Source organism: Sulfurospirillum sp. (assembly GCF_036802865.1).
Taxonomy (GTDB): Bacteria; Campylobacterota; Campylobacteria; order Campylobacterales; family Sulfurospirillaceae; genus Sulfurospirillum.
Genome location: NZ_DAIRVK010000002.1, coordinates 618,277 through 644,430 on the forward strand (window position 1 = coordinate 618,277; position 26,154 = coordinate 644,430).

The 26,154-nt window shown below is 37.2% G+C and carries 24 protein-coding genes; 7 read left to right on the forward strand and 17 right to left on the reverse strand.

Annotated elements, in window-relative coordinates; genetic code table 11:
• The first annotated feature begins 26 nt into the window (after nucleotides 1-26).
• On the forward strand, nucleotides 27-812 hold the full coding sequence (locus tag V7Q04_RS07435; RefSeq protein WP_333804348.1) for a GGDEF domain-containing protein: 786 nt from the start codon (nucleotides 27-29) through the stop codon (nucleotides 810-812).
• On the opposite strand, the gene V7Q04_RS07440 is transcribed toward V7Q04_RS07435, so the two are convergent.
• The 10 genes from V7Q04_RS07440 to V7Q04_RS07485 are packed head-to-tail and all read right to left on the reverse strand — an operon-like array spanning nucleotide 791 to nucleotide 9,742.
• A complete protein-coding gene (locus V7Q04_RS07440; RefSeq protein ID WP_333804349.1) occupies nucleotides 791-1,654 on the reverse strand; it encodes a bifunctional riboflavin kinase/FAD synthetase in 864 nt (287 codons plus the stop codon). The genes V7Q04_RS07435 and V7Q04_RS07440 overlap by 22 nt on opposite strands.
• Nucleotides 1,614-2,330, reverse strand: coding sequence for a 23S rRNA (cytidine-2'-O)-methyltransferase TlyA (gene tlyA / locus V7Q04_RS07445; RefSeq protein ID WP_333804351.1), 717 nt, complete (start codon nucleotides 2,328-2,330; stop codon nucleotides 1,614-1,616). Before tlyA ends, V7Q04_RS07440 begins: the two co-directional genes overlap by 41 nt.
• Entirely contained in the window at nucleotides 2,327-4,273 is a 1,947-nt protein-coding gene (gene ligA, locus V7Q04_RS07450; protein WP_333804353.1) for an NAD-dependent DNA ligase LigA, read from the reverse strand. The genes tlyA and ligA overlap by 4 nt, the downstream gene beginning before the upstream one ends.
• On the reverse strand, nucleotides 4,270-5,031 hold the full coding sequence (locus tag V7Q04_RS07455; RefSeq protein ID WP_333804354.1) for a TSUP family transporter: 762 nt from the start codon (nucleotides 5,029-5,031) through the stop codon (nucleotides 4,270-4,272). The genes ligA and V7Q04_RS07455 overlap by 4 nt, the downstream gene beginning before the upstream one ends.
• Entirely contained in the window at nucleotides 5,021-5,752 is a 732-nt protein-coding gene (locus tag V7Q04_RS07460; RefSeq protein ID WP_333804355.1) for a hypothetical protein, read from the reverse strand. The genes V7Q04_RS07455 and V7Q04_RS07460 overlap by 11 nt, the downstream gene beginning before the upstream one ends.
• A gap of 8 nt (nucleotides 5,753-5,760) precedes the next feature.
• Nucleotides 5,761-6,903 (reverse strand): dihydropteroate synthase, encoded by a 1,143-nt coding sequence (gene folP / locus V7Q04_RS07465; RefSeq protein ID WP_333804356.1) that lies wholly within the window; start codon nucleotides 6,901-6,903, stop codon nucleotides 5,761-5,763.
• Nucleotides 6,900-7,526 carry a DNA polymerase III subunit delta' gene (locus V7Q04_RS07470; RefSeq protein ID WP_333804357.1) on the reverse strand — a complete coding sequence of 209 codons (627 nt, stop codon included), beginning with the start codon at nucleotides 7,524-7,526 and terminating at the stop codon, nucleotides 6,900-6,902. Before V7Q04_RS07470 ends, folP begins: the two co-directional genes overlap by 4 nt.
• Complete coding sequence (locus V7Q04_RS07475; RefSeq protein ID WP_333804358.1) at nucleotides 7,513-8,064, reverse strand: HobA family DNA replication regulator; 552 nt, start codon at nucleotides 8,062-8,064, stop codon at nucleotides 7,513-7,515. The genes V7Q04_RS07470 and V7Q04_RS07475 overlap by 14 nt, the downstream gene beginning before the upstream one ends.
• A 3-nt stretch (nucleotides 8,065-8,067) precedes the next feature.
• Nucleotides 8,068-9,270, reverse strand: coding sequence for an aspartate kinase (locus tag V7Q04_RS07480; RefSeq protein ID WP_333804359.1), 1,203 nt, complete (start codon nucleotides 9,268-9,270; stop codon nucleotides 8,068-8,070).
• Nucleotide 9,271: 1 nt separating this feature from the next.
• On the reverse strand, nucleotides 9,272-9,742 hold the full coding sequence (locus V7Q04_RS07485; protein WP_333804360.1) for an RNA pyrophosphohydrolase: 471 nt from the start codon (nucleotides 9,740-9,742) through the stop codon (nucleotides 9,272-9,274).
• Between the two features lie 76 nt (nucleotides 9,743-9,818).
• Between V7Q04_RS07485 and hemW the strand changes: the two genes are divergently transcribed.
• The gene (gene hemW, locus V7Q04_RS07490) at nucleotides 9,819-10,874 is read left to right on the forward strand and encodes a radical SAM family heme chaperone HemW (RefSeq protein WP_333804361.1); all 1,056 of its coding nucleotides are present in this window, start codon (nucleotides 9,819-9,821) and stop codon (nucleotides 10,872-10,874) included.
• A 28-nt stretch (nucleotides 10,875-10,902) separates the two neighbouring features.
• Here the strand turns inward: hemW and V7Q04_RS07495 are convergent, their stop codons facing one another.
• The 3 genes from V7Q04_RS07495 to V7Q04_RS07505 are packed head-to-tail and all read right to left on the reverse strand — an operon-like array spanning nucleotide 10,903 to nucleotide 13,794.
• Nucleotides 10,903-12,513 (reverse strand): cation:proton antiporter, encoded by a 1,611-nt coding sequence (locus V7Q04_RS07495; protein ID WP_333804362.1) that lies wholly within the window; start codon nucleotides 12,511-12,513, stop codon nucleotides 10,903-10,905.
• Between the two features lie 2 nt (nucleotides 12,514-12,515).
• Complete coding sequence (locus V7Q04_RS07500; protein WP_333804363.1) at nucleotides 12,516-12,890, reverse strand: heat shock protein transcriptional repressor HspR; 375 nt, start codon at nucleotides 12,888-12,890, stop codon at nucleotides 12,516-12,518.
• A gap of 19 nt (nucleotides 12,891-12,909) precedes the next feature.
• Nucleotides 12,910-13,794, reverse strand: a complete 885-nt coding sequence (locus V7Q04_RS07505; RefSeq protein WP_333804364.1) for a DnaJ C-terminal domain-containing protein — start codon at nucleotides 13,792-13,794, stop codon at nucleotides 12,910-12,912.
• Between the two features lie 171 nt (nucleotides 13,795-13,965).
• Between V7Q04_RS07505 and V7Q04_RS07510 the strand changes: the two genes are divergently transcribed.
• From V7Q04_RS07510 to V7Q04_RS07525, 4 genes are all read left to right on the forward strand, one after another.
• Nucleotides 13,966-15,387, forward strand: coding sequence for a Do family serine endopeptidase (locus V7Q04_RS07510; protein WP_333804365.1), 1,422 nt, complete (start codon nucleotides 13,966-13,968; stop codon nucleotides 15,385-15,387).
• Nucleotides 15,388-15,452: 65 nt separating this feature from the next.
• Complete coding sequence (locus V7Q04_RS07515; RefSeq protein WP_333804366.1) at nucleotides 15,453-16,133, forward strand: response regulator transcription factor; 681 nt, start codon at nucleotides 15,453-15,455, stop codon at nucleotides 16,131-16,133.
• The gene (locus V7Q04_RS07520) at nucleotides 16,130-17,362 is read left to right on the forward strand and encodes an ArsS family sensor histidine kinase (protein WP_333804367.1); all 1,233 of its coding nucleotides are present in this window, start codon (nucleotides 16,130-16,132) and stop codon (nucleotides 17,360-17,362) included. The genes V7Q04_RS07515 and V7Q04_RS07520 overlap by 4 nt, the downstream gene beginning before the upstream one ends.
• 43 nt (nucleotides 17,363-17,405) lie before the next feature.
• Nucleotides 17,406-17,822 carry a hypothetical protein gene (locus V7Q04_RS07525; protein ID WP_333804368.1) on the forward strand — a complete coding sequence of 139 codons (417 nt, stop codon included), beginning with the start codon at nucleotides 17,406-17,408 and terminating at the stop codon, nucleotides 17,820-17,822.
• Between the two features lie 10 nt (nucleotides 17,823-17,832).
• Here V7Q04_RS07525 and V7Q04_RS07530 read toward each other — a convergent pair whose 3' ends face one another.
• Nucleotides 17,833-19,035 (reverse strand): ABC transporter permease, encoded by a 1,203-nt coding sequence (locus V7Q04_RS07530; protein ID WP_333804369.1) that lies wholly within the window; start codon nucleotides 19,033-19,035, stop codon nucleotides 17,833-17,835.
• A 9-nt stretch (nucleotides 19,036-19,044) separates the two neighbouring features.
• Complete coding sequence (gene secA, locus V7Q04_RS07535; protein ID WP_333804437.1) at nucleotides 19,045-21,624, reverse strand: preprotein translocase subunit SecA; 2,580 nt, start codon at nucleotides 21,622-21,624, stop codon at nucleotides 19,045-19,047.
• Between the two features lie 128 nt (nucleotides 21,625-21,752).
• Between secA and lolA the strand changes: the two genes are divergently transcribed.
• A complete protein-coding gene (gene lolA, locus V7Q04_RS07540) occupies nucleotides 21,753-22,268 on the forward strand; it encodes a LolA-like outer membrane lipoprotein chaperone (protein WP_333804370.1) in 516 nt (171 codons plus the stop codon).
• A gap of 15 nt (nucleotides 22,269-22,283) precedes the next feature.
• On the opposite strand, the gene V7Q04_RS07545 is transcribed toward lolA, so the two are convergent.
• Entirely contained in the window at nucleotides 22,284-24,857 is a 2,574-nt protein-coding gene (locus V7Q04_RS07545; protein WP_333804371.1) for an EAL domain-containing protein, read from the reverse strand.
• Between the two features lie 68 nt (nucleotides 24,858-24,925).
• Nucleotides 24,926-26,098 carry a Na+/H+ antiporter NhaA gene (gene nhaA / locus V7Q04_RS07550; RefSeq protein WP_333804372.1) on the reverse strand — a complete coding sequence of 391 codons (1,173 nt, stop codon included), beginning with the start codon at nucleotides 26,096-26,098 and terminating at the stop codon, nucleotides 24,926-24,928.
• Nucleotides 26,099-26,154 lie beyond the last annotated feature (56 nt).

The following is a 26,154-nucleotide window of genomic DNA, read 5'->3' on the forward strand; positions in this document are numbered from 1 at the left end:
GTTACTATTCCCATAGAGGTCACATCATGAACAAACAACTGCAAGAACTTACCGATCTGACCATCAAAGAGATACGCAATCTTGAGATTGTTTTACCAGAGATCTACCGAGATATTTTTTATGCAAAAGCCAAAGAACTTGGCATAAAACTAAGCGACATCGATAAAGAAGCAGCGATGCTCTATGCCCTACGCAAAATTCAACTTCTTAAGAATGAAACGGAGCGCTCTGCATCGGAACTCAAAGAGAATGTTGTCAATGCACGTATAGCTATCACCAATAAAGACAATATGGCATTGGAATTCATCGAAAACAATATGATTGAACTTGAATCCAAAATCGCTTCGCTGCAAGAAGAACTTTACATCGATGAACTGACACATTTGTATAATCGTAGATGGCTTTTTGAAAACTTTCTCAGAGATGATCGCTTTAAGAAGGGTGGTCTTTTAGCTTTTATAGATATTAACAATTTTAAAGATGTTAATGATAAATTTGGTCATATCATTGGAGATAAAGTTTTACACGTGATTGGTAGAGTCCTCAAAAAAGTACAAAATACTACCGCCGTTCGTTACGCTGGAGATGAATTTGTGATACTCAGTGACCATCATAGGGATGAAGAAGAAATACATAAAATTTTACATACTGTTAACCAAAATCTCTTAAAAACGCCTTTTAAACACAACAAAGAACTGTTTTATATTGATTTTTCATTTGGAGTAGCCGCATTTAAGGCTAAAGAGAGCTTCAAGAAAACACTTGAAGATGCCGATCTTAAAATGTACGACTACAAGAAGTCATTTAAGTAAACTCTGCATGTCTCTAACTGTTTTCTAGCTTCTTTAATATCTTTTTCGATCTGTTGTTTCAGGTCATCAAGGCTGTTAAATTTCTGGTTATCGCGTATAAATTCTACAAAGAAAAGCTCAATGGAACCTTCAATTGCGGCAAGGCTTTCATCTAAGATATGCGTTTCAACCGAAAATTGCCCATCGGTACTGTGGCGTGTCCCAACAAAAGAAACCGACTTATAAATATTATGTCCAATACGTGTGCGGGTTGCATAAACACCTTCACGAGGAATAAGATACTCTAATACTTTCAGATTAAGCGTAGGGACAAGCTCTTTTTTACCCAACCCCTGCCCTCTAATCACATCACCCGTGATGGCATATTCACGTCCTAAAAAGCGATTGGCTTCTTCCAAGCGTCCTTCGTGTAAGTACTCACGAATCAGGCTTGAATGAATGGAAATTCCATGGTAACAATACTCTTCAACGATGATGACTTCACCATCAAATAGTTTTTGAAGATCATGTGCATTGCATGAGCGGTGCTGACCAAAGAAAAAGTCATATCCCACAACAATTTTTTTAAGATTGACAAACTCTTTCTTTAAAAGAGCAACAAATTCATCCCCGCTCAGATGTTTGATTTTAAGAAAATGAAAAAACATACACGGATAACCCGCATATTCACTGCGCTTAATACCAGGAGTCAGATTGGCTTGGTCTTTGTCCACGACAAAAAGTGCACCATTATCTCCAAGATGGTTTATAAGCTGTCTGTGTCCTACATGAATGCCATCAAAACTACCAATGGCTAATGTATCAACACTCTCTTTTTTTAAAATAGTAGAACGTCTCAACATTCCCCTCTTTTCCTTTTATCAGTGATTCTCTTTTGTCTATCTGTTGCCAACCAAGTGTTGTTATTTGTGCCTCAAACTGATAGTGTGCGCGCATAATAGCCGAGCCATCTTTAACGACACCTTTAGTGGTGCGCTTTACATCTTTTCCCACTTCGAATTGAGGTTTAAACAAGATGATAATGTCACTTTTAGCTAACCGATTAATATGTTCTAAAAGTGCCCCTACCCCAATAAATGAAACATCGCAACTGACCATATCATAAGTTCTTTCAGGCATAAAAAGTCGAATATCACTATTTTCATGTAAAATAATTCGAGAATCGACTTTTAGCGTGGGATGAAGTTGCTCATTTCCGACATCTACTGCTGTCACACTCTTTACATCCTCTTCCAACCAAACCTGTACAAATCCACCGGTACTGCTGCCAATATCAAGCACATCAATACCTTTAACTGATAAGCCTAATTCATTGATAAACCCACGCAATTTTAATCCTGCACGGCTCACATATTGAGAAATCTTTTCAACCTCGACACTATCATTTTCGCCAATTTCAACAGAGCTTTTTCGCTCTACTTTTCCATTAACCCAAACACTGCCCTCTTTGATCAATTCTGCTGCTTTATTACGGCTTAGTGCATATCCCTTTTCAAATACATAACTATCTAGTCTCATAAAATCATCTCGTTTAATTCACTTTCACTCAGTGTCTTTACACCCAGTTCTAAGGCTTTAGCTAACTTACTGCCTGCTTCTTCGCCATAAATGACAAAATCGGTCTTTTTAGAGACACTTCCGCTTACTTTTGCACCCAATTTTTCTAACATCTCTTTTATTTCATCACGTGGTTGACTCATTGAACCTGTTAAAACTACCGTTTTACCTGTAAAAACAGACTCTGTTATCTCTAATTTTGAGGCAATAGGCTGAATAATGGCCATTAACTCATAGGTTTCGACCCGATTAACATGGATAAACTCTACCAAACTCTTCGCCATCTCTTCGCCAAATCCCTCAAGTGCAATGATAGTTTCATACGTTGCTTCTAACCATTCCAATCCAAAAGTTCTTGCAATCTTTTTCGCTGCCACTTCGCCGATATGCTCAATGCCTAGAGCGTTAATAAACTTCTCTAAGCTCACGCCTTTGCTCTTTTCAATCGCTTCTAAAAGGTTGAAGGCTTTCTTCTCTTTAAAGCCCTCTAAGGCGAGTAATTGATCCAGCGTAAGCGTATATAAATCTTTTACATGTAAAACCCGTTTTTGAGCATAGAGTTGTTCCACTATTTTATCACCGAGACCATCAATATTGAGGGCTTTTTTAGAAGCAAAGTGAATCATAGCACCAACGACTCTAGCATCGCAGGAGAGATTTTGACATTTAATGAGTGCCCCATCGTCTAAAAGCTCCTCTCCACATACAGGGCAGTTTAAAGGACGTTTTACAACCACTTCATTTCCACTTCTACGCTCTTCTAACACTTTAATGATTTTGGGAATGACATCTCCACTGCGAATGATGATAACGCTGTCTCCAATGCGGACATCCTTACGTTCTATTTCATCAAAATTATGCAATGTTGCACGCTCTACGATGACGCCTTCGATATTGACCGCTTCCACTTCTGCCACAGGCGTTACAACACCTGTTCGACCTACTTGAAGGGTAATGTCTTTGAGCCGTGTCACTTTCTCAATCGCAGGAAATTTAAACGCCACCATCCATTTAGGATACTTCACCGTATAGCCTAATTCTTCTTGCAAGCTTGTATCATCGATCTTAACAACCATGCCATCCATCATCATTTCAATCTCATCACGCTTTGCAATCAATTCATCATAAAGGGTATGAACATCGTTTACATTTTGTGTTACAACAATTTTAGGAGGTTGTAAAAAACCAAGACTATAGACAAAACCCATCTTTTGACTCAAAAAACTCTGTGTTAAACTATTTACACCAATGCCCCACGGATAAAACATCAGTTTACGCTTCGCCGTAATGCTCGTATCAAGCTGCCTAAGGCTCCCTGCTGCAGCATTGCGAGGGTTGGCAAACAAAGGCTCTCCAAGACTTAAACGCTCACTGTTGAGTTTTTCGAAGTCCGCTTTTTTAATAACCACTTCGCCACGAATTTCAATAAGTTCTTTATAGTCAATGCGTAAAGGAATAGAACCAATCGTTTTGATATTTTCTGTCACATCTTCGCCAATGCTTCCGTCCCCTCTCGTAATGGCCTGTTTTAAAATACCATTTTCATAAATAAGGTTAAGGCTCGCACCGTCAAACTTTGGTTCGCAGTAAAAGGTAAAGCTTTCTTTTACTTTTTTGACACGTTCTATCCATGTGTCAAGCTCACTTTCATTAAAAACGTCTTCCATACTCCACATACGCGCTTTATGTGAGGCTTTCACAAAACCTTCGAGAACTAAGCCTCCGACACGTCTGGTTGGACTATTTTCATCCGTAAAAAGTGGATTTTCTTGCTCATAGTTTAGGATTTCATGGTAAAGCCTGTCATACTCTTCATCGCTTGCAAGTGGTGCGTCATCAACATAGTATGCCCTAGCCCACGTATTGGCAAGATCAATTTTGGCTAAATACGCATCGTGTGTCATGCGAAATAACTACTGTAAATGATTTTTATAAGTGTGAGAGCTACCATCGTTAAGAAAAACGTGCGGATAAATTTAACCTCTTTTTTGATAACCATATTTGAACCAATGTAAGCACCAACAATTTGTCCCAAACCCATCAATAAACCTACTAAAAAAAGGACATTCCCACTCCATAAAAAAACAGCCAAAGAGACAATGTTACTTGTAAAATTCATCACTTTAGTCTGAGCAGTTGCTTTTTTAAGGTTAAGCCCTAACAAAACGACCAAGGCTATTGTCCAAAACGTGCCTGTGCCAGGACCAAAAAAACCATCGTAAAAACCAAGTCCTATACCAAATATCAAAAAGAAGAGATGATTTCCAATGTACGCATGGCGATCATTCTCACCAAGTTTTGGAGATAAAAGCGTGTAAATAAAAATGCCCACAAGCATTGCAGGAATAATCTTTGCTAAGATACTAGCATCCATGAGTAAAATGGCATACGTTCCAAGTGCCGCACCAATGAAGGTATAAATAACGCCTATAAAAACTTCAGACCATTTAATAAACCCTTTACGAATAAAGTTAATAGAAGCCATACCGCTACCAAAGGTACCTTGTAGTTTGTTGGTAGCAAGTGCTATATGTGGGGGCATACCAGATGCAAGAAGCACGGGAATGGTAATAATACCACCTCCTCCGGCAATTGCATCAATAAAACCTGCGATAAGTCCTGTTACTAAAAAGATTACATAATAATAAAATTCAAATTCCATCTTTTTTAATCTCTTTCCCTTCTTCTTGAATAGCTATTGCACATTCATCATCACTGCGTTCTTCTTGAGATGCTTTTGTTTCTTCTTCGTTTGAAGAAACGACTACTGATTCTGTCTCAATGGCAGGTAAAGACTCTTCTTTCTGTACATCTGATGTCGTTTCAGCGTTTTCTTGAACGGTCACTTCAGTCGGCATTTCAGAGTCCACTGGCTTTACTTCACTATCAGTAGCTTTCTCTTCTTCAAGCTTCGCATAAATTTCTAAAGCTTCTTTTGTTGCGGTTGAAACTTCGTTATACGTGCCTTCACGAATATGACGCCAGATTTCACGTCTAACCAAACTTAAAACATAGCGTCTATCTCCACCCACGACGCGACCAAGTTCATGTCCACCACAGGCTGGGCAGATAAAATAGGTAATTTTATGCTGTAACGTCTCTTCTGCACGACAGTTCTCATCATCACACATCAACATATTTTGACATTTTGGACAGTAACACCACAATCCTATAATGTCACCTTTTTTATATTTCCAACGCCACAATACCTTAAATAAAATCAACTCGCGAAATTTAAAATATTTTGGGCGCATAAGATAACGAGCTACAAAAGGAAAAGCAACTAAAATAATACAAATAACAATGGCACCGCTGTTAACAGCCCATTGTGGGATAGCGTAAAGCTCACTGATACGCGTTAAAAGGCTAATAATTTTTTCCAAAAAAAGTCCTAAATGGTTTGATTAAGTGCTTTAAGCACACTAAGGGCTTGTACGTGCTCTTGAACGTCATGTACACGCAATATGGTTGCACCATGCTCGTATGCCTTAAGATGTAATGTTAGAGAGCCTGCTAAACGCTCAGAAACAGGTGTAGAAATAATCTTATCGATCATTGATTTGCGACTTGCACCAAAAAGCAGAGGAAAGCCGAAATGCAAAAAATGTTCATGGTGTTTTAGAAGCTTTAAATTATGCTCTAAATTCTTTCCAAAACCAATACCAACATCTAACACGATCTTGCTAATACCAAAGCTATGCGCTTTTGCAATGCGTTCTTTAAAAAAGTCATCCACGGATATGATAACATTTTCATAACTTGGTTCTTCTTGCATACGTTGAGGATCACCTTGCATATGCATCAAGACAACCGTTGCATTGTATTTAGCAGCCACACGTGCCACATCATCATTGGCAAGCGCTGTTATGTCATTGACAATACTAAAACCACGCTGTAGTGCATACTCCAAACATAAAGGAGAGTAACTATCTAACGAAAATCGTGCCTTTTCGAAAAGCTTGTGCTCATAGATAAGATCAATAATAGGCTTAACACGAGCAAGTTCTTCTGTTTCGCTCACACCAAGGCTACCAGGACGACTTGAAACACCACCAAGATCAATGATGCTAGCACCCTCTTCTATCATCTTCCCAATGTGTGCAAGGGCATTCTCACCACTAAAGCGACTGTCTTGAAAAAAACTGTCTTCATTGGTGTTAATAATTCCCATGACCTCAAAATCATCTTTACAAGTAAAAACAAATTCGCCCAATTTTTCAGCCACAGCTTTAAGACCAAATGGTTGCACTTTTTCTTTACGAGCAAGTTTTTTTAGCTGTTTGTCATTCGCAATTAAAACAGCATCCACTAAAGCGGTTTTACAAGTAATTGTCTCTTTAGGCACAGCCAAATCAGCACCAATAGAAAGTGCATCTTGTTTAAGAATATTCGCAGCTGGCGTTTTTAAGTCTTTAATATAAATAAAATTTAGATGCGCTTTTTGCTCTAAAATAGCACTGCCTTCTTTCGTGACACCTAAAGTTTGAAATAGAGCTTTCATATCACTGGTGGAAGAGAGTTTATAAAGGTTCATTGGTATTTCCTAAGCATCACAGAGAGCAAAAGAGATGTAAGTATCGTTTGAGCTCTGGTATTAAGATCAACAAGGTGAAGCAATTTTTGAAAATGCTCCAACTCTTTTTCACTAAAGCGAAGATGATGTTCATTAATGGCTTCATAAACAATGGCTTGAACTAACTCTTTCAAAAATCCTTTTTCAACACTCTGATACTTTTGAATAAAAGGATAGATGTCACCTAGATCAAGCTTTGAAAGATTGAGACCACTGTGAGTGACTTCTTGCTCTACAACGAGCTCTTTTAGCAATAAACGTGAACGAATCGTTGGTAAAAAAGCTGTTTTAGAAGGAGCAACAACAATAAAAACAATATGACGGGGAGGTTCTTCCAGAATTTTTAAAAGCGCATTTTGGGCTTCGACACGATAGCCTTTTGCCACCAAAATTAAAAATTTATTCGCAGATTCGGCAATATATGCCTCTTTGATAACCTCTTTAGCATCATCGATGAGAAACTCATCTTTAATGAAAAACAGATGACGCTCTTTGGCGTACTCTTCTTGCAGACGCTCTTTGGCTTTTTCCACATTTTTACAAATTAAAATATGGCTAAAAACCCCTTCATCATTCGTTTTCAAAGGTAACCTCGGCAAAAAGCACGGCATCGATACTTTTATCGAGAAGTCTAAAGAGTTGAATTAATTTAATATCTAAACTATCGTCGTCGCTTAAAAGATAAAAACTATTTTGAACATGCTCGTCCATAATCCACATAAAACTATCGTCTTTACGCTTTGCAATTTGCATTTTAACATCACTATTTTTCCCAACATAAAAGAAGGTATAGCCACTTGGGAAGGCTTGAGAAAGCATATTTTCCAAAAGTTCTATATCTTCTTTGGTTCGCACTTGGTATAAATTAGGATAGAGCGTTTGCAACGATAAAAAAGGCAAAAGTGGTCTATTTTTATGATGATTATTGATGGCTCTGAGCATATAATGGCAAAACCATGCTCTATCATCATCCGTAATCACAATAAATGTGTGTCCATCAAGAAGATTTTTCAGCATGGAAGCGGCAAGAGGAACCCATTCGAACCTCTTCTCTTCCATCCAACTCATCGTAGATCCATCTTTGCGGATCTCTTCTAATGTCCACTTTAAAAATTGTTGCATCGATTATTTATCCAATTGGTATGCACTGTGAAGTGCTCGAACAGCAAGTTCACCGTATTTTGCTTGGATTACCATCGAAATTTTGATTTCACTGGTACTAATCATCTCAATATTGATGCCCTCTTTAGCCATCGTATCAAACGCTTTACACGCAACCCCGCTGTGTGATTTCATGCCCACGCCAACAACTGAAACTTTCACGATCTCACTATCATATTCCATAACATCGCTTGCTCTAAGTTCGCTCATCGCAGCTTTTGTCATCTCTAGCTCATTTTGAGGTACTGTAAAGCCAAGGTTTGTTGTGCCATCGTGTCCAACATTTTGAATAATCATGTCAACGTTAACGTTACAATCAGCAAGTTTTTTGAAAATCTCAGCTGCAATGCCTGGCTTATCAGTAACACCACGAAGAGTGACTCTGGCTTGATTTTTATCGAGTGCAATACCGCTAACTAATGGTTGTTCCATAATTTTATCTTCCTTTGTAATGAGTGTTCCTTCATTTTTATTAAAACTGCTTCGCGTTACGAGATTAACATTGAGTTTCTTTGCCATCTCAACCGAACGGCTTTGAAGTACTTTCGCACCCAAGCTTGCAAGTTCTAACATTTCATCGTAACTGATTTTATCGAGTTTCTTTGCTTTTGGCTCAATTCGAGGATCAGTGGTATAAACACCGTCAACATCCGTATAGATTTCACATAAATCTGCTTCTAAAGCTCCAGCAATAGCCACAGCAGAGAGATCACTGCCGCCTCGACCAAGAGTTGAAACTTCACCACTTTCAGTCACGCCTTGAAAACCTGCCACAACAATAATTCGACCCGCTTTAAGCTCTTCTTTCATGGCAGAAGTATCAATATATTCAATTCTAGCTTTTGTATGTAACGTATCGGTAACAATACCTGCACGTCTGCCACTCATAGAAACCGCAGAATAGCCCTCAGCTTCGAGTGCAATAGCTAAAAGTGCACTGGTCACGCGTTCACCAGAACTAAGCAACATATCCACTTCACGCGTGTTAGGTGTTTTACTAAAATGGGCTGCAAAATCCAAAAGCTTATTGGTTTCACCACTCATCGCAGAAACAACAACAACGAGATCATGTCCCTCTTGTTTGCTCTCAATAACTCTTTTGGCAACAGCTTCAATGCGCTCAACATTGCCAACACTCGTTCCACCGTATTTTTGAACGATCAACATCTTAAAGGTACCCTTCTTTTTTGAAATATTCTAACACCTGTTTATACACGGGGCGCTTGAAATAGGTAATAAAATCAAACACTTCTTCTAAACTGACAAATTTATGGTCGCAAAACTCTGGTTCTTTCGTTGCAAGATTGATCTTTGCATCTTTTTTGAGTCTTACTAAAAAATATTTTTGGCTCTGTCCATCAAAAGGGTACATCTTCTGAGCTATTTTTTGAGGAAAATCGTATTGTAACCACTGTGGATACTCTGCTATAATCTCGACATCGCCTGTACCAATCTCTTCTTCAAGTTCACGATAAAGCGCTTCTCGTGGCGTTTCGCCTTCGTCAATTCCACCTTGCGGAAATTGCCAAGCACCTTCGATATCGCTACGACTGGCAATAAAAAGTTGGCATTGAAAAGGGTATTTGGCAGAGACAATCACGGCAGCAACATTTGGTCTGTATCGTTTTGGTGATTCCATAATTGCGCATTACCTCTATATTTTTGTTAAAATAGTACCTAAAAAGTCATTAAACTTGCTTGATATAAGGAAATAAGTGTTAGCCTACCTCCATATCCCCTTTTGCGATAGTAAATGCCATTACTGCGCCTTTAACTCATACGAAAACAAAGGTGCTTTAAAACAAAACTATATGCAAAGCATCACATCACAACTTCATTTTGAACTTGAAAAATTCAATGCTCAAAAGAAAAGTATAACCTCTTTATTTATTGGTGGCGGTACACCTTCAACCGTTACAGCTTCGTGGTATGCGCCTTTTTTTGAGATAATCACCCCCTATCTAAGTGATGATGCAGAAGTCACATCAGAAGCCAATCCACACTCTGCTACCCAAACATGGATAGAAGAGATGCAAGCATTAGGCATCAACCGACTCAGCTTTGGAGTGCAAAGTTTTGATGCTAAAAAACTTGCCTTTTTAGGGCGAAACCATACGCCAAAAGTCGCACGACAAGCTATTGAGAATGCTTCGGCTTTAGGCATCAAAAATATCTCGCTCGATCTCATTTATGCAACAGCCTTGGATACACCTCATTTACTACAAGAAGATCTTAACATCGCTGCTTCTTTGCCTATCAACCATCTCAGTGCTTATGCGCTTACGTTGGAGGAAGCGACACCATTTTTCACACGAAACGATGTAACCAATGCATCAGAAAAGCTTGCCAAAGGCTTTGTCAAACAAATTATTCAAGCGGGCTTTCCACAGTACGAAATTTCTAATTTTGGTCATTACCAGAGCCGACACAACAAAGGGTATTGGGAGCATCAAAACTATCTTGGCATTGGCAGTGGAGCAGTGGGTTTTTTGAAAAACAGGCGGTTTTATCCCCAAAAAGGCATTGAAGATTACATTCAAAATCCACTCATTCAAGACATTGAAACACTAAGTGCTGAAGATTTGCATATCGAAATCATTTTCTTAGGACTCCGAAGCACTATAGGAATCTCTTTAGAGCATTTTACCCCTAAAGAGATGAAGAAAATCACTATTTTACTGGAAGAAAATAAGCTTTCTTGTAAAGGTAATCGTCTCTTTAACAACGACTACTTTTTAAGCGATGAAATAGCTCTTTTTATCACTCAGTAGGCTCTTATGAGGCAGAAGACTTCGTCAGTTAATAATCTGTCTCTTCATCCATCGCCACTTTTAAGAGTGCTTTTGCGGCTTCTCTTCCTTCATTAACGATGTGCTTGACTTGAAGTGCTTTAAGAAGTTTTTTCTCATCATAATCACTCGCTTTGGCAACGATTTTAATCGATGTGTCAAACGATTTTAAAACCTCACAGAGCAATATCAATTTTTTCTCATTGTTTATCGCAATAATAACCGCTTTGGCCTTTTCAACAAAGGCATTTTGAAGGATGCTTTTTTCCGCTGCATTTCCAAAATAAACAGGTTCACCCCTGCTTTGTCCCAATTTCACAAGGGTAATGTCATGCTCCAATACCAAGTAATTCACATTCATTTTTTTAAGACGGTAAACAATCTCTTGCCCGAGTTTTCCATAACCACACACAATAATATGATCTTTAATGCCTGAAGAGTGAATCATAAAATCACCATTGTTTGGCTCTTTGGTAATGGCATCAACAATTTTTTTCATATTTTTTAAAATAAAAGGTGTCAAAATCATCGATAATACAACCGTTACAATCAAAATTTGTGACGTTTTTGTGCTAATAAGATGCGATGAACTGGTCAATGCTAAAATTGCTAAGGAGAACTCTCCACCTTGACACAGTGCTAAACCGGTTTTAAGAGCGACTCTACCACCCACTGAGAAAAATAAAATGGCAAAAACAACCAATGTTTTAAATGCCATCATGAGGACTAAAAAGAATAAAATTGTGCCGTAATTTTGCGCTATTAAACCAAGGTCAATCTGCATACCAACGGTAATAAAAAAGAGACCCAATAAAAGATCACGGAAAGGCACAAGATCGGCTTCAATTTGGTGTTTATACTGTGTCTCAGACATCATCATACCTGCCAAAAAAGCACCTAATGAATAAGAAAAGCCTAAAGTATGGGCTAAAAAAGAAGCTCCAACCACGAGTAATAACACGGAGGCAATGAAAATTTCTTGTGTATCTGCCCAAACCACCAACGATAAAAAGCGATTGAGAAGGTATTTTCCTACCAAATACATCAATCCTAAAATAATGACAGCACTGTAAAGTGTTTGTAACAAGAGCGATGAAAGCGAACTGGTCTGATTTGAAAAAATGTTAATCATCAATAAAATTGGAATAACAGCGATATCTTGAAAAAGTAAAATTCCCAGTGCCTTACGACCATAAATGGTATGAATGGTTCCGCTATCATTGAGGATTTTCAAAACGATGGCTGTTGAAGAGAGTGCTAATGCGTAACCAATAACAATTGCACTCTTTTTTTCAATACCAAAGAAATACTCAGCACCTAAAGCAATGACACCACCAACAAGGGAAACTTGCAACAACCCATAAAAGAAAACATCTTTTTTCATTGCTAAAAGATGTTTAATGGAAAATTCAAGTCCAATGGTAAACATTAAAAAAACAACACCGAATTCTGCAATATGGTTAAGTGATGTATTATTTTGACCTAATTTATACATGTAAGCAATAGCAAATCCTGTGATGATATAGCCAATAATTGTAGGAATATTAAAACGCTTTAATAAAATATTAAAGAGCGTTGCTATAGCAGTTGCACTCAAAATGATTGCTAATAAACTATCCACCTTTACTCCCCAAATAAAATGATTTCGTAACTATTTTTGTGTTTCACTAACGGATTTTTTGTTTGAGTACTTTTTTTGGTAAGCCCACTCAGTTCAGAGCGTAAACTCTCAACCAACGCCTCAAAGTCATCAATTTTATCTTTAAGCTGCATGATAATATCAACCCCCGCAAGGTTGACACCAAGGTCACGTGTGAGTCTCTGAATCATCTTGATTTTATCAATATCACGTTGTGAGTAGAGCCTCATTTTACCATCGGTTCTTGAAGGCAGAACAAGACCTTCCCTTTCGTATTGACGAAGTGTTTGAGGGTGAATGGTAAGTACTTTAGCAACAACGCTAATCAAATAGACGGGTTCTTCATATCCATGATGCATAACATACTCCTCGTGCGTTTTAGTTTGGTAAATTTTCTTCCATCATTGCTTTTAAAGCGTTATCCAATGAAGCAAGAGGAGGAAGAACAATGTTGGCTACTAAAAATAAATCACCCTTGCTTTGCGTTTTACGATTCAACGCCCCATACTCTTTCACTCTAAATTTTTGTCCATTTTTCGTATCTTCTTTTACTTTGAGGGTAATCTCTTTGTAAAGTGTATCTAGCGCAATTTTACCGCCAAACAGTGCCGTTTTTAGAGGTATATCAATCGTTTTAATAAGATCATCACCCTCTCTGGTGTATTCAGGACTTGATGCTACTTCGACACTTAAGATAAGATCGCCTTTTTGACCTTGAAACGATTTACCCTTCTCTTTAACGCGCATCTTTTCACCGTTTTTAATGCCTGCTGGAATTTTTACATCAAAACTCTCATTATTGTAAGAGAGTGAATGTTTCCCACCTAAAATAGCAACATTAAAAGGAATAACAATTTTGGCACTGACATCTAAGTCTGGCTCGCTATAGCCTCCAAAGCCACCGCCACCGAAACCTCCAAAGCCGCCTCGTCCATTGCTAAAACCGCCGAAACCTCCAGCGCCACCGCCACCAAAAATACTGCGTAGAATGTCATCTAAATTTGCACCACCTTGGGAATGCGCAAAATCATGGAAATTTTGTCCACCAAACATACTATCACCGTATTGATCATACTGCCTTCGTTTTTGCTCATCACTTAGAATTTCATAGGCCGCATTAATTTCTTTAAATTTTTCTTCAGCTCCAGCATCTTTGTTGATGTCTGGATGATATTTACGTGCCAATCTTCGATAAGCTTTTTTAATCTCCTCAGCACTTGCATCAGATGCAACATCTAACGTCTCATATAAACTCTTACTCATGGGTATTAACCTTGTTTTGGACTCTTTTTAATCCATTAATATTTATAGTGATTATAACATAAAAGTTTAGTCTTGGTCAATCAACTTATGCACTTCTTTTCTTAATATTTACTTTATATTTACCTCTCTCCTTTATAATGCTAAATACCAAAACTACTAAGGAGTTTTAGAATGAAAAAGATTATTTTACTATCCTTTCTTGCGACTCTTTCGCTCTTTGCAGCGACTGCTGACATTGCACAAATACCTAAAGATTCTCAACGCATCGAAGCAACAGCTCCCAATGTTATACTTTCTTACAATAACGCCGTTAAAGATATTAAAAAAAGTGTTGTTAACATTTCTACTACGAAAAAAAGCAAACAAAATGACCAACTCAATGAACTCATGCAAAATCCGTTCTTTAAAGAGTTTTTTGGAAATAAAATGCCTGAGCTAAAGCAACAAGAGCGTAAATCACATTCTTTGGGTTCGGGTGTTGTCATCGCAAGCAATGGATTTATTATTACGAATTACCATGTTATAGAAGGGGCTGAAGAGATTGTCATTACCCTTCCAGATGATGAAAAAGAGTATAAAGCCAAAGTTATTGGGGAAGATCCTAAAACAGATCTTGCTGTTGTGAAAATTGAAGCAAAAGATTTGCAAGTGGCCAAGTTTGGGGATTCGTCAAATCTGCTTGAAGGTGACGTGGTCTTTGCCATTGGAAATCCATTTGGCGTGGGTGAAACCATTACACACGGGATTATCTCCGCACTCAATAAAAACAATGTTGGACTCAATCAGTACGAGAACTTCATCCAAACAGACGCATCCATTAACCCAGGAAACTCAGGGGGCGCATTGGTGGATACCAGAGGTGCACTCATTGGTATCAACAGTGCCATTCTCTCCAAAAGTGGGGGCAATAATGGCATAGGTTTTGCCATACCTTCCAATATGGTACAAAAAATCGCTGCTTCATTGATTGAAAGCGGTAAAATTGATCGAGGTTTTATGGGTGTTTCCATCTCGGATCTCACCAATGATCTAAAAGAATTGTATGAAAACAAACAAGGTGCACTCATCTTAATGATCGAGAAAAATTCTCCTGCCGAGAAAGGTGGTCTTCAAGTCTCAGACTTGATTATTGAAGTGGATGGTGTCAAAATCAAAAACTCCAATGAGCTTAAAAACACTGTTGCAGCTATTGCTCCAGATAAAATCATAACCATCACCTATGAACGCGATAAAAAAGTAAAATCAACTAAGATAAAACTTGCAAAAATGGATGCTGAAAAAGCAACCAGTGATGTTGAAGGAAAGGCTAATACGAGCCCTGTTGAAGGGCTAACTCTTTTAGAGATCAACGACAAAACCAGAGCACAATACCAAATCCCTAAAGAGATTGAAGGTGTACTTGTTTTAGACGTAAAAGATGGTTCTAAGGCTGAAAAAATGGGCTTCAAAGAAGGAGATATTATTATTCAAGTTGAACAGATACGTGTTGCTTCTTTAAAAGATTTAAACAATGCTCTTAAAGAGTATAAAAGTAGTAAAAAGCGTGTCATTATCAACCGTCAGAATTATCGCGCAATCCTTGTTATGCCATGATATTTAGGAGGCAAAAGCCTCCTAAATAAGCTATAATACCCGCCACATGTAAGAGGAGTTTGCGTATGACCAATATTTTGATGATTGAAGATGATTTGGAGCTTGCTGAGATTTTAATGGAGTATCTTGAACAGTTTGATATTGCTATTACCATTGCCGATGATCCTTATTTAGGGCTTTCTACTCTCGACACCAAAAAATTTGATCTCGTCATTCTTGATCTTACACTTCCGGGGCTGGATGGTCTTGAAGTGTGTAAAGAGATTCGCAAACGCCATACCGTACCTATCATCATCTCTTCTGCACGTACCGATATTACCGACAAAGTCACCGCTTTAGAGAATGGTGCGGATGATTATCTGCCTAAGCCTTACAACCCAAGAGAACTCCAAGCGCGTATTATGAGTTTACTACGTAGACAAAAAGGGGTTATTGCTACAGAGCAAAGTGTGCAAAAACCAAAAGATCTGGTTTTAAATGAAGAACAAATGCTTATTGCATTACGAGGTAAAGAGCTCCATTTAACTGCAGCAGAATACGGAATCCTAGGCTATTTGATGAAAAAAGAAGGTGGGGTTGTCTCACGTGAGGAGCTTATCTACAACATCGAAGCTATCAGTGAAGAAACAACCAATAAAAGCATCGATGTCATTATTGGGCGTATTCGTCAGAAGCTTGGTGAAAACCCGAAAGAACCAACATACATTCATGCCGTTCGTGGCGTGGGATACAAGTTTTTACAATGACAAAATCTTCCATTTTTTACAGCATTACCTTTATTTTTTCGCTCAGTATCATTAGTATCTTTTTGGCACTTCTTTTTTTGTTAGAGTATGACAAACAAACGTACACAGAGAAGCTCAATACAAAGTACTCCATCATTGCACGTGCAACCTTATTTCATCTCAATAATTTTATAACCAATGAAGAGCTTAAGAAGCAGGTACAAGGGTACCAAATGCGTGAAATTACCGATAAAGAGATGCAAAACATCATTATCAAAAACGCACAAATTATTCAAAAAATTTCAGATCGTATTGGAACCAGTGCCATTTTGCGTTATGACAATAGCCATTACCTCCATATTGAGACAAAATACTCATCGTTGCTTCTTAAAGATGAAGATTTTCAACCCTATCGTTACGATCTCATTAAAGTCATTTTTGGTATTGTTTTTGCCATTATTATCATTGCTTATATCCTTACAATTCGTAAGCTTAAACCTTTACGTAAACTCAAACGCCAAATGGACCGTTTTGCTAAAGGCGATCTTGATATTAACTGCAAAACGGACGGAGAAGACGAAATATCACAAGTGGCGAACTCTTTTCACAATGCCGTCGAACAAATCAATAAACTGAATCACTCAAGACAACTTTTCTTACGCAACATTATGCATGAACTCAAAACACCTATCACTAAAGGACGTATTAGTGCTGAGATGCTTGAAAATGGCAAACAACGTGATCGTTTAATTGGTACATTTGAAAAGCTTGAACTCCTTATTAACGAGTTTGCTTCGATTGAACAGATAACATCAGGCGAAGGGCTTAAAAATGTCAAACCTTACCGTTTGGTTGATATGCTCGATGAATCAATTGATCTAGCCATGATTTCACCATCGCAAATAGAAATTGAACTCGATGATGAGATCATTTTGAATGTAGATTTTAGACTCTTTACAACTGCTATGAAAAATGTGATTGATAATGGCATCAAATACTCTATTGATCAAACCATAAAAATCATTGCAACAAAAGAAAAAATTTCTTTTGTTAGCCAAGGAAAACCCCTAAAATACGACCTAGAATACTATTTAGAACCTTTTGTTCAGGAAAAAAACTCTCATCAAAGCTTTGGCTTAGGACTCTATATCGTCTATCATATTATCAAAGCGCATCATATTATCTTTACCTACGAACACAAAGATGGATATAATTATTTTAATTTTGAAAAAATTGAAACGTTAGAGTAGTTTTTAGAGTACAATAAATCAAATGGTATATAAAGGAGTCAGCATGTCTGGTATTGCTTTTTCAAAGATCAATCTTGCCCATCTTATTGATCATCATATTGCACTTTTAGAGCGCTTTGGAATCAAAGATGAAGTTCCTTTTTCGCTCATTTTCTTTTCATTGGATGATCGTAAAGAGATGGATAGTCTAGAGATGTTTCAAAATATTCTTAGAAGAACTGATGCAATATTTTGCCACAGTAACCACTATGTTGTGATGCTAACAGGAACAGATTGGAATGGTGCAAATGAAGTACTTTCAGGTATTCAAAGCTTTTTAGGTCAAGAGTCTTATGACAATATTGTCACCTACCCTGAAGATGGAACAGATGCGGTAGCACTCTTAAAAAAACTACATGATATTGTTGAAAAAAATTGTGATATAACAACAGATCTACTAAAAACTGAAGTAGGCTTATAACAGCCTACTTTTACTCGTTTCGCAGTGTATCTAAAACATTAATTTGCGTTGCTTTATATGCAGGATAATACGAAGATAGCGCTACAATAACACTTGTCCCCACCACAATCAATACAAAATCAAGCATTGAAAGATCAAGAGGCAATCTTGCCGTTCCATAAACATCCGCTGGAAGTGAAATAATGTCAAATGAACCTAGCACAAACAGTGTTAATGAGCCTAATACAATACCAAAAAGCATTCCACCACCGCCGATGACAAGCCCTAGATAGAAAAAGGTATTCTTAATCTCTTTCTTATAAGCACCCAAAGAGAGCAAAAGTGCAATCTCTTTACGTCTATTCATAACCGTCATTAAAAGCGAACTGATAATATTTAACGATGCAATCAAGATAATTAACATTAAAACGATGAAAAGTGCGCGTTTTTCAAGTGCTAAAGCAGCAAAGAAATTCCCATTCATCTGCCACCAACCCACAATACCAAGATCATCAGGAAGCGTTTTACGTATCTTTTCAATATCAACAAATGGATCGTCAGAGTAGATATGAATACCATCAAAATGACCCTCTTCATACTGCATCACTTGGGCAAGTGAGTCAAGCGTGGTATACATATAAGCTTTATCGTATGCCATCAACCCTGAGCGAAAAGAGCCTTGATAATTAAAACGTTTCATTTTAGGTATCAAACTCATACCACCTGGATCATTTTTAGTGAAAATAAGTGTTGCTTTTTCATCAGATGAGAACTGATGTATCTTAGCAATTTCACTTCCTGTAATAAGGTCGTATTTGTCGAGTGTTTTATCTTTAACAGCGGCAGCAACAATGGCGTTAATTTTCGCTTCTTGCTCAAAATTGACACCAAAAAGCATACCGCCTTCTAAGCGATTCCCTTTTTTAATGATCACTTGTGTTGAAATATAAGGACTGAATTGTAGCTTTGGAAATTGCTCTTTCAACATATTAAGTTGCGTTTGATTAACAGGAGAGAAACTACGCGAGTATATGGACAGCGGATAATTCATGGTAAAGAGTTTTTTTTCAAACTCTTTATCAAATCCATTCATAATTGCCATAGCAACCATTAAAACCGTTAACCCAATAGCAACGCCAAAGAAGGCTAAAAGTGAAATAACCGTAATAAAAGGTTGAGACTTGTCAAAACGTAAATACTTTTTGACAAGATAGAGACTAAGATTGTTCTGCACCCTATTCCCTTATGCTAAAAGCCCTTTTTTAGGACCACTCTTACCGCAGCATTGCTTATATTTTTTACCACTTCCACACGGACATGACTCATTGCGTGCTGTTTTTTTGTTTTTATCATCCTCTTCTTCATCACCATAAGGACTTTCATGTTGAAGCGTCGCATTGGCATTAGCTTCTTCCATTCTTCGAATCATCTCATCCATAGCACGTTTTTCATCTTCTTCTTTATTGTCACGAAGTTGAACAATATGAAGCGTTCTAAAACTCTCAAATTTAATCTGCTCAACTAACTCAATGAAAAGGTTGTAACTCTCTTTTTTATACTCAGTCAATGGATCTTTTTGGTTATAGCCACGAAGACCAATACCTGTTTTTAGAATATCCATTTGATAGAGATGCGCTCTCCAAGCATTATCAAGGACTTGAAGGTATAAAATACGCTCAATCTCTTTACGTTGTGTCGGATCAACCACAGACATTTTTTCATCAAAATGTTTTTCAAGTATTTCAAGGATGATTGATTTTAATGCATCAAATTCCAACCCTTGCAATTGTTCTAACCCAAACACTTCGTTAAGGTCATCTTGCAGAATTGAAATAAGGCGTTCAATGTTATATTCTGATTCTGCGATACCTTCATAAATTTCTGCTTTGTAAAGCAAATTGGTCACAAATTCTAAACGAATCTCTTTAATACGTGTCTCAATATCAAAACTTGGATTTAAAAGATCATTTCTAAAGTTATAAATAGCCTTACGTTGTTTGTTAGCGACATCGTCATACTCAAGTAGGTGTTTACGGGATTCGAAATGAAGCGCTTCTACTTTTTTCTGTGCGTTTTCAACCGCCCGTGTAACCATCTTAGACTCAATATGCTCACCCTCTTCAATACCTAAACGCTCCATAATCGCTTTAATACGATCACTTCCAAAAATTCTTAAAAGATTATCTTCAAGGCTTAAGTAAAAACGACTTTTACCATTATCCCCTTGACGACCTGAACGACCGCGAAGTTGGTTGTCGATACGGCGGCTTTCATGGCGCTCCGTACCAATGATATAAAGACCTCCAAGGGCTTTAATTTCATCATCAAGCTTAATGTCAACACCACGTCCTGCCATGTTCGTTGCAATCGTTACAGCGCCTTTAACACCAGCATCTTTAATGATTTGCGCTTCTTTTTCATGGTTTTTAGCATTTAAAACAGAGTGTGGTACTTTCTCTTTTTTGAGAAGGGTATGCAGTAACTCACTTTTTTCAATCGAAGCAGTACCTACAAGAACTGGTTGTCCTTTTTCATGGCACACTTTAATATCTTTAATAACTGCTTCAAATTTTTCACGCTCAGTTTTATAGATAAGATCATTTTTATCTTCTCTACGCATTGGAACATTGGTAGGAATGGAGATAACTTCAAGATTATAAATCTGTGCAAACTCAGTTGCTTCTGTTTGTGCAGTACCTGTCATACCCGCTAATTTTTTGTAAAGTCTAAAATAGTTTTGGAACGTAATATCAGCCAAGGTTTGTGACTCTTCTTTGATCATCACATTTTCTTTAGCTTCTAGCGCTTGGTGCAAACCTTCGCTAAAGCGTCTTCCTTCGCTCAAACGTCCTGTAAATTCATCAACAATAATAATTTCGCCCTCACGCACAACATAATCAACGTCTGCAACAAAGAGGTAACGTGCTTTGAGCGCTTGATCTAAATGATGCGATAAAACAGCATTCTCAAGGCTATAAAGGTTATCCACATTAAAAAGTTTTTCAGCATTGCTGATGCCATCTTCCGTCATCAAAACGGTTCTATTCTTCTCATCGACGGTAAAATCAGCCTCTTTTGTAAGTTGTTTTGCAACACCATCAGCAATTTTATAGCCATCAAGTGTACGATTTGAAGGGCCAGAGATAATAAGAGGTGTTCTTGCTTCATCAATTAAAATAGAGTCAACTTCATCTACAATAACAAAGTTATGGACACGTTGAACTTTTTCATCCAACGAATAGCGCATATTATCGCGTAAATAGTCAAAACCAAACTCATTATTGGTTCCATAGGTTATATCACTATCGTACTGCGCTTTACGTTTAGCATCGTTTTCCAAATCATTGGTAACAACACCCACGCTTAGGCCTAAAAAGTTGTAGATACGAGACATATCAGCAGCATCTCTTTTGGCAAGGTAATCGTTCACCGTTACAACATGAACACCTTCGCCAGCCATAGCATTTAAAACAACAGGGAGTGTCGCTACAAGTGTTTTACCTTCACCGGTTTTCATCTCTGCAATATCACCACCATGTAAAACCAAACCACCAACCATTTGTACATCAAAATGACGCATTCCTGTTGTTCGTTTACTCGCTTCTCTCGTGATAGCAAAAACATCATTTAAAATATCATCTAATTTTACATTGCCAGCTTGTACATCTGCTTTAAAGGCATTAAAGGCATCTTTTAGGGCTTCATCACTCATTTTTTCATATGTTGGCTCTAAGGCATTGATCTTCTTTACGCGCCCGTGAAGCTCTTTAACAACGCGATCATTTTTAGTGCCGAAAATTTTACGAACAATATTACTCAACATCATGTGATTTCACCTCTATCTTTCTTTGCTTTCATGCGTTAATTTCTCTTAAAGCTTGGGATTTTATCATACTTTTACTATCTATTTGATAAAACTCCATATCTTATTGTGTTTACGAGGAGTATTTTATGCGAATTTTATGGATCTTTCTCTGTTTTACAACACTCCTTTTTGCCAAAATCGAGCAGTTTAAAACCATTCAAAGTGATTTCACACAAAAAGTAACCAACGACCAAAATAAAACGATCGTTTATCAAGGTTCCTTTTACGCTACCAACGATAAAAAAGCACTTTGGATTTATGAGAAGCCCGTGGCAAAAAAAATCTATTTCAATAACACACGCGTTTTAATTATTGAACCAGAGTTAGAGCAAGTGATTATTACTACGTTGGAGAGTACGCCTAATATTGCGCAACTTTTACAAGAAGCAAAAGAGATCTCTCCTAACAAATATAGCACAAAATATCAAGAGACAACCTATACTATTTTTGCTCACAAAGAGAGCATTGATAAAGTTGTTTATCGTGATAAGCTTGATAATGCAGTAGAAATTCTCTTTTCCAATCAAACAACAAATCTTTTTTTAGACGAAGAACTCTTCCGAGCAGAGATTCCTAAAGGGTATGATATCGTTCGCGAATAAGTTACTTGTAACACATTAAAAAGACTCTGTGGGTGTTGGCTTTCCAAAAAAGTAGCCTTGAAAATAGTGACACCCCAGCTCTTTAAGCTTCATAAACTGTTCTTCTGTTTCTACTCCTTCGGCAATAACTTCCATATTGAAATTTTTGCCAATAGAAATGATCGTTTCAACGATCAAAGCATCACTACGATTTTCAATAAAATCACGAATAAAAGATTGGTCAATTTTTAACTCATCAACATTCAGGCATTTAAGGTATTGTAAGCTTGAATAGCCTGTTCCAAAATCATCGATAGAAAGCGATATTCCTAGGGCTTTAAGTGCATGCACCTTTTCAAGAGCTTTTGCTGTATCGCCTATTAAAAGGCTCTCCGTAAGCTCCAAGCGAATCAACGCAGGATCAATTGCGGCATCAGCAAGTGCTGATTGAATTATGCTTACAAAATCTTCACGTATAAATTGTTTTGTACTGACGTTGATTGAGACGCGCCATTTAGATTTTTCAAGATCATCCGCCCAATGTTTTACCTGTGCCATGGCTTCATTTAAAACCCATTGCCCCAAAGGAACGATCAATCCTGACTCTTCACACAAAGGAATAAAATGTATAGGAGATACCATTTCGCCATTGGATTTTTTTAATCTAATAAGAGCTTCAACCCCTATAATATGAGCATTTTGATCAACTTGAGGCTGATAATAAAGTAAAAATTGTTTCGAATCAAGGGCATCTCTAAGTTGTTGAAGCATGAACGATTTTTCTTCCATGACTTTTTGAATATAGGGATCAAAAAAACGAATCATATTTCGTCCATCTGTTTTTGCTGTATACATTGCACTGTCGGCATGACTGAGTAAAACTTCTACGCTCTCATTCCCATCAAATAATCCAATACCAATGCTCACCGTCATATAAAAAGGGTGATTTTCAATTATGAAAGGCTCTTTGGTAGCAATCAAAATTCCTATTGCAATTTCTTCAGCTTTTTTCGCTGCTTCTTCAAGTACGGTACCAAGATTAGGCAATAAAATAGCAAATTCATCGCCACCAAAACGTGCCACAATATTATTGTCTTCTGTTTCATGTTCCAATCTCCGAGCCATCATTTCAAGCAGTTTATCGCCTGCATCATGCCCTTTTAAATCATTAATAGACTTAAAATTATCCAAGTCCATAAAAAGGAGTGCTCCATAAGCCTTGTTTTGTTTATTAATATTCATGCACATTTTAATGCGCTCTGTTAAAAGTACTTTATTGGCAAGATTTGTCAGTGAATCATAATAAGAAAGTTTCAGGATACTCTCTTTTTGCATAAACGAATTGATAGCAAAACCAATGTCTCCTGCCAATTCTTCAATCATCGAGCGTTCTTCTAAGCTAAAACCATCAGGCATTGTTGTACAAATGCTCATAATACCCAATGCATTGGATGCAAACTTATCACTTTTGAGTACCGTTATATAGGCTTCACTCACATTGTAACGCACTATGCTCAACTCACAATTATACGGTAAATCATCACTTTGAGGCGTAATAATACGAAAACCGCCTTCTTTAAAAACCATTGCTTCCAAGGCATTGATTTCATGTTCTTCATCAAAACCAAATGACTCTTTGACATGCAAAGCACCATGTTCATACAAAGCAATTTTAACATGTGCAAAGGACTCATTGGAAAAAAGACATTTTGCCGTTTCATACAACAAATCTTCTAATGTTTGGGTTGTAATTAAAATTTGATTGCTATCTGCTACGGTGCGAAGAATAGTATAAAGATGTTGTTGTTGCATGTAGGCTTTTTCAAGTTCCATGCTTTTTTGAGCAAGCTTTTCCGTTCGAGTCAGCACCAATGCTTCTAGCTCTTTCTTTTGTTCTACATCGCGCTTTGTTAACTCTTTAATTGCCATATACATGAAACCTAACAAAGCAAACATAACAAGCGAACTAAACAAAACTTCTTTCCAAAAAAGCTCTACAACATCATCAGATAACGTAGTTTTTGGAATTTTAATACTGGTTAGCCCTCGCACTTCCCCCAACTTATAGCCATAAGCGTTATCATAGCGATTTGCGATATACGGCAATACTTCATTTTTTTCACCATGACACACTAAACAATAGGGTTGAATACGTAACGGTGAAGTAAAAAAGAAAAATTCTTTTTTATCGTCACGTATAAGCTCCATCGTTTCATTTTTATCGGGATTTTGATTGAAATAGGCAATGGCTTTGGTTTCTAATGCATCGGATTGATTCACTGGATTTCGTGGACGATCTGAAACATTTTGGATACTAATGCCCTGATTGGAACGCTTAAGAAACTCTTCACTAATATGAGTAGAAGCATGTGCAGGTAAAAAACCAACAGTAGAATCATTAAGATCAATGCCACTCTCTAAAAATTGTTGATGATAGACATAACGCATAGACATAAAGTAATCTTGAAGTGTTTTCGCTTTAGAATAAGCACGAATTTTTGCCAAATTTTCGGCTTGCTCGTATAAATAACTAATCACAAAAGCATTAGCGCATAAAACAAAAAAGGCAACAATCCAAAAAAGACGTTTCGTCAAGTTAAGTTGTCGCACGTAAGTACTTCCTTTAATGAAATCTTTGGCTTATCAAAGATTGTAATACCTCTTAACTTAGAAGTATGTTATAAATTTGGAGAAGTTTTTTTTAAGAAAAAATAACCAACAATTCCTGATAAAAAAGAACCTAATAAAATAGCTAATTTATCGGCATAATGAAAAAGATCCGTATCATTATAGGCTAAAGTATTGACAAAAAGGCTCATTGTAAAACCAATTCCTGTGAGAATAGCAACACCATAAAGCTGTTTAAAATTGCTGTTTGTCGGTAGCGTTGCAAAGCCTAGTTTAATGGCAATGAAGCTAAAGATAAAAACACCTAACTGCTTTCCGAGAAAAAGCCCTATCATAATACCGAGAGAAACATCTGAAAAAAGTGCTAATGGAGATAAATCTTTAAGGTCAACGCCCGCATTTACGAAAGCAAACAGAGGAAGAATAAAAAATGCAACCCAATAATGAAGATCATGCTCCATCTCTTTGAGCATTGAAAAACGCTCACCTTTCTTTGTGTCAGAGTAGAGTGGGATACAAAATGCAAATACAACACCTGCTATGGTGGCATGAACACCTGATTTGAGGACACTAACCCATAATACGATACCTACCAAAACATACGCTGCTTTTTTAAGCACATTCAGTTGATTCATAAAAACCAATACAACAATTGAACCTAAAGCAACAAGTATGGACATCAACGATAATTGATTTGTATAGAAGAGCGCAATAATGACAATAGCGCCAAGATCATCAATAATGGCAAGTGCCATCAAAAAAATCTTTAATGAGGTTGGTACACGTGAACCTAAAAGGGAAAGAATGCCTAAAGCAAAAGCAATATCTGTAGCAGTCGGAATAGCCCAACCATTCATTGAAAAAGAATCTGAATGGTTAAAAAAAGTAAAAATAAGAGCCGGTGTTACCATGCCTCCTAATGCAGCAATAGCTGGTAAGGCAATCTGCGCTTTGGAAGAAAGTTCACCTTCTAAAACTTCACGCTTGATTTCAAGTCCGACGAGAAAAAAGAAAATCGCCATTAAACCATCATTTACCCATAGTAATAATGGCTTAGCAATACCAAAAGAACCGATGCTGATTTGAAGGGGTGTATGTAAAAAATTAGTATAGAAATCTGTCAAAAAGCTATTTTGAAAAAATAAGGCTAAAAGCGTTACGATGATTAAAATAACTCCCGAAGAAGACTCTTTTTTAATAAACTCTTCTATCGCTGAAAACATAAAAACCCCTTTTAGTTGGTCCTTTTATCGTAACATAAGGAGGTAAATGGTTTGTT

Coding starts and splice junctions, on each gene's coding strand:
- V7Q04_RS07435 (WP_333804348.1), top strand. CDS start 27: ATGAACAAACAACTGCAAGAACTTACCGATCTGACCATCAAAGAGATA.
- V7Q04_RS07440 (WP_333804349.1), bottom strand. CDS start 1,654: ATGTTGAGACGTTCTACTATTTTAAAAAAAGAGAGTGTTGATACATTA.
- tlyA (WP_333804351.1), bottom strand. CDS start 2,330: ATGAGACTAGATAGTTATGTATTTGAAAAGGGATATGCACTAAGCCGT.
- ligA (WP_333804353.1), bottom strand. CDS start 4,273: ATGACACACGATGCGTATTTAGCCAAAATTGATCTTGCCAATACGTGG.
- V7Q04_RS07455 (WP_333804354.1), bottom strand. CDS start 5,031: ATGGAATTTGAATTTTATTATTATGTAATCTTTTTAGTAACAGGACTT.
- folP (WP_333804356.1), bottom strand. CDS start 6,903: ATGAACCTTTATAAACTCTCTTCCACCAGTGATATGAAAGCTCTATTT.
- V7Q04_RS07475 (WP_333804358.1), bottom strand. CDS start 8,064: ATGCAACAATTTTTAAAGTGGACATTAGAAGAGATCCGCAAAGATGGA.
- V7Q04_RS07480 (WP_333804359.1), bottom strand. CDS start 9,270: ATGTTGATCGTTCAAAAATACGGTGGAACGAGTGTTGGCAATGTTGAG.
- V7Q04_RS07485 (WP_333804360.1), bottom strand. CDS start 9,742: ATGGAATCACCAAAACGATACAGACCAAATGTTGCTGCCGTGATTGTC.
- V7Q04_RS07500 (WP_333804363.1), bottom strand. CDS start 12,890: ATGCATCATGGATATGAAGAACCCGTCTATTTGATTAGCGTTGTTGCT.
- V7Q04_RS07505 (WP_333804364.1), bottom strand. CDS start 13,794: ATGAGTAAGAGTTTATATGAGACGTTAGATGTTGCATCTGATGCAAGT.
- V7Q04_RS07510 (WP_333804365.1), top strand. CDS start 13,966: ATGAAAAAGATTATTTTACTATCCTTTCTTGCGACTCTTTCGCTCTTT.
- V7Q04_RS07515 (WP_333804366.1), top strand. CDS start 15,453: ATGACCAATATTTTGATGATTGAAGATGATTTGGAGCTTGCTGAGATT.
- V7Q04_RS07520 (WP_333804367.1), top strand. CDS start 16,130: ATGACAAAATCTTCCATTTTTTACAGCATTACCTTTATTTTTTCGCTC.
- V7Q04_RS07525 (WP_333804368.1), top strand. CDS start 17,406: ATGTCTGGTATTGCTTTTTCAAAGATCAATCTTGCCCATCTTATTGAT.
- secA (WP_333804437.1), bottom strand. CDS start 21,624: ATGTTGAGTAATATTGTTCGTAAAATTTTCGGCACTAAAAATGATCGC.
- lolA (WP_333804370.1), top strand. CDS start 21,753: ATGCGAATTTTATGGATCTTTCTCTGTTTTACAACACTCCTTTTTGCC.
- nhaA (WP_333804372.1), bottom strand. CDS start 26,098: ATGTTTTCAGCGATAGAAGAGTTTATTAAAAAAGAGTCTTCTTCGGGA.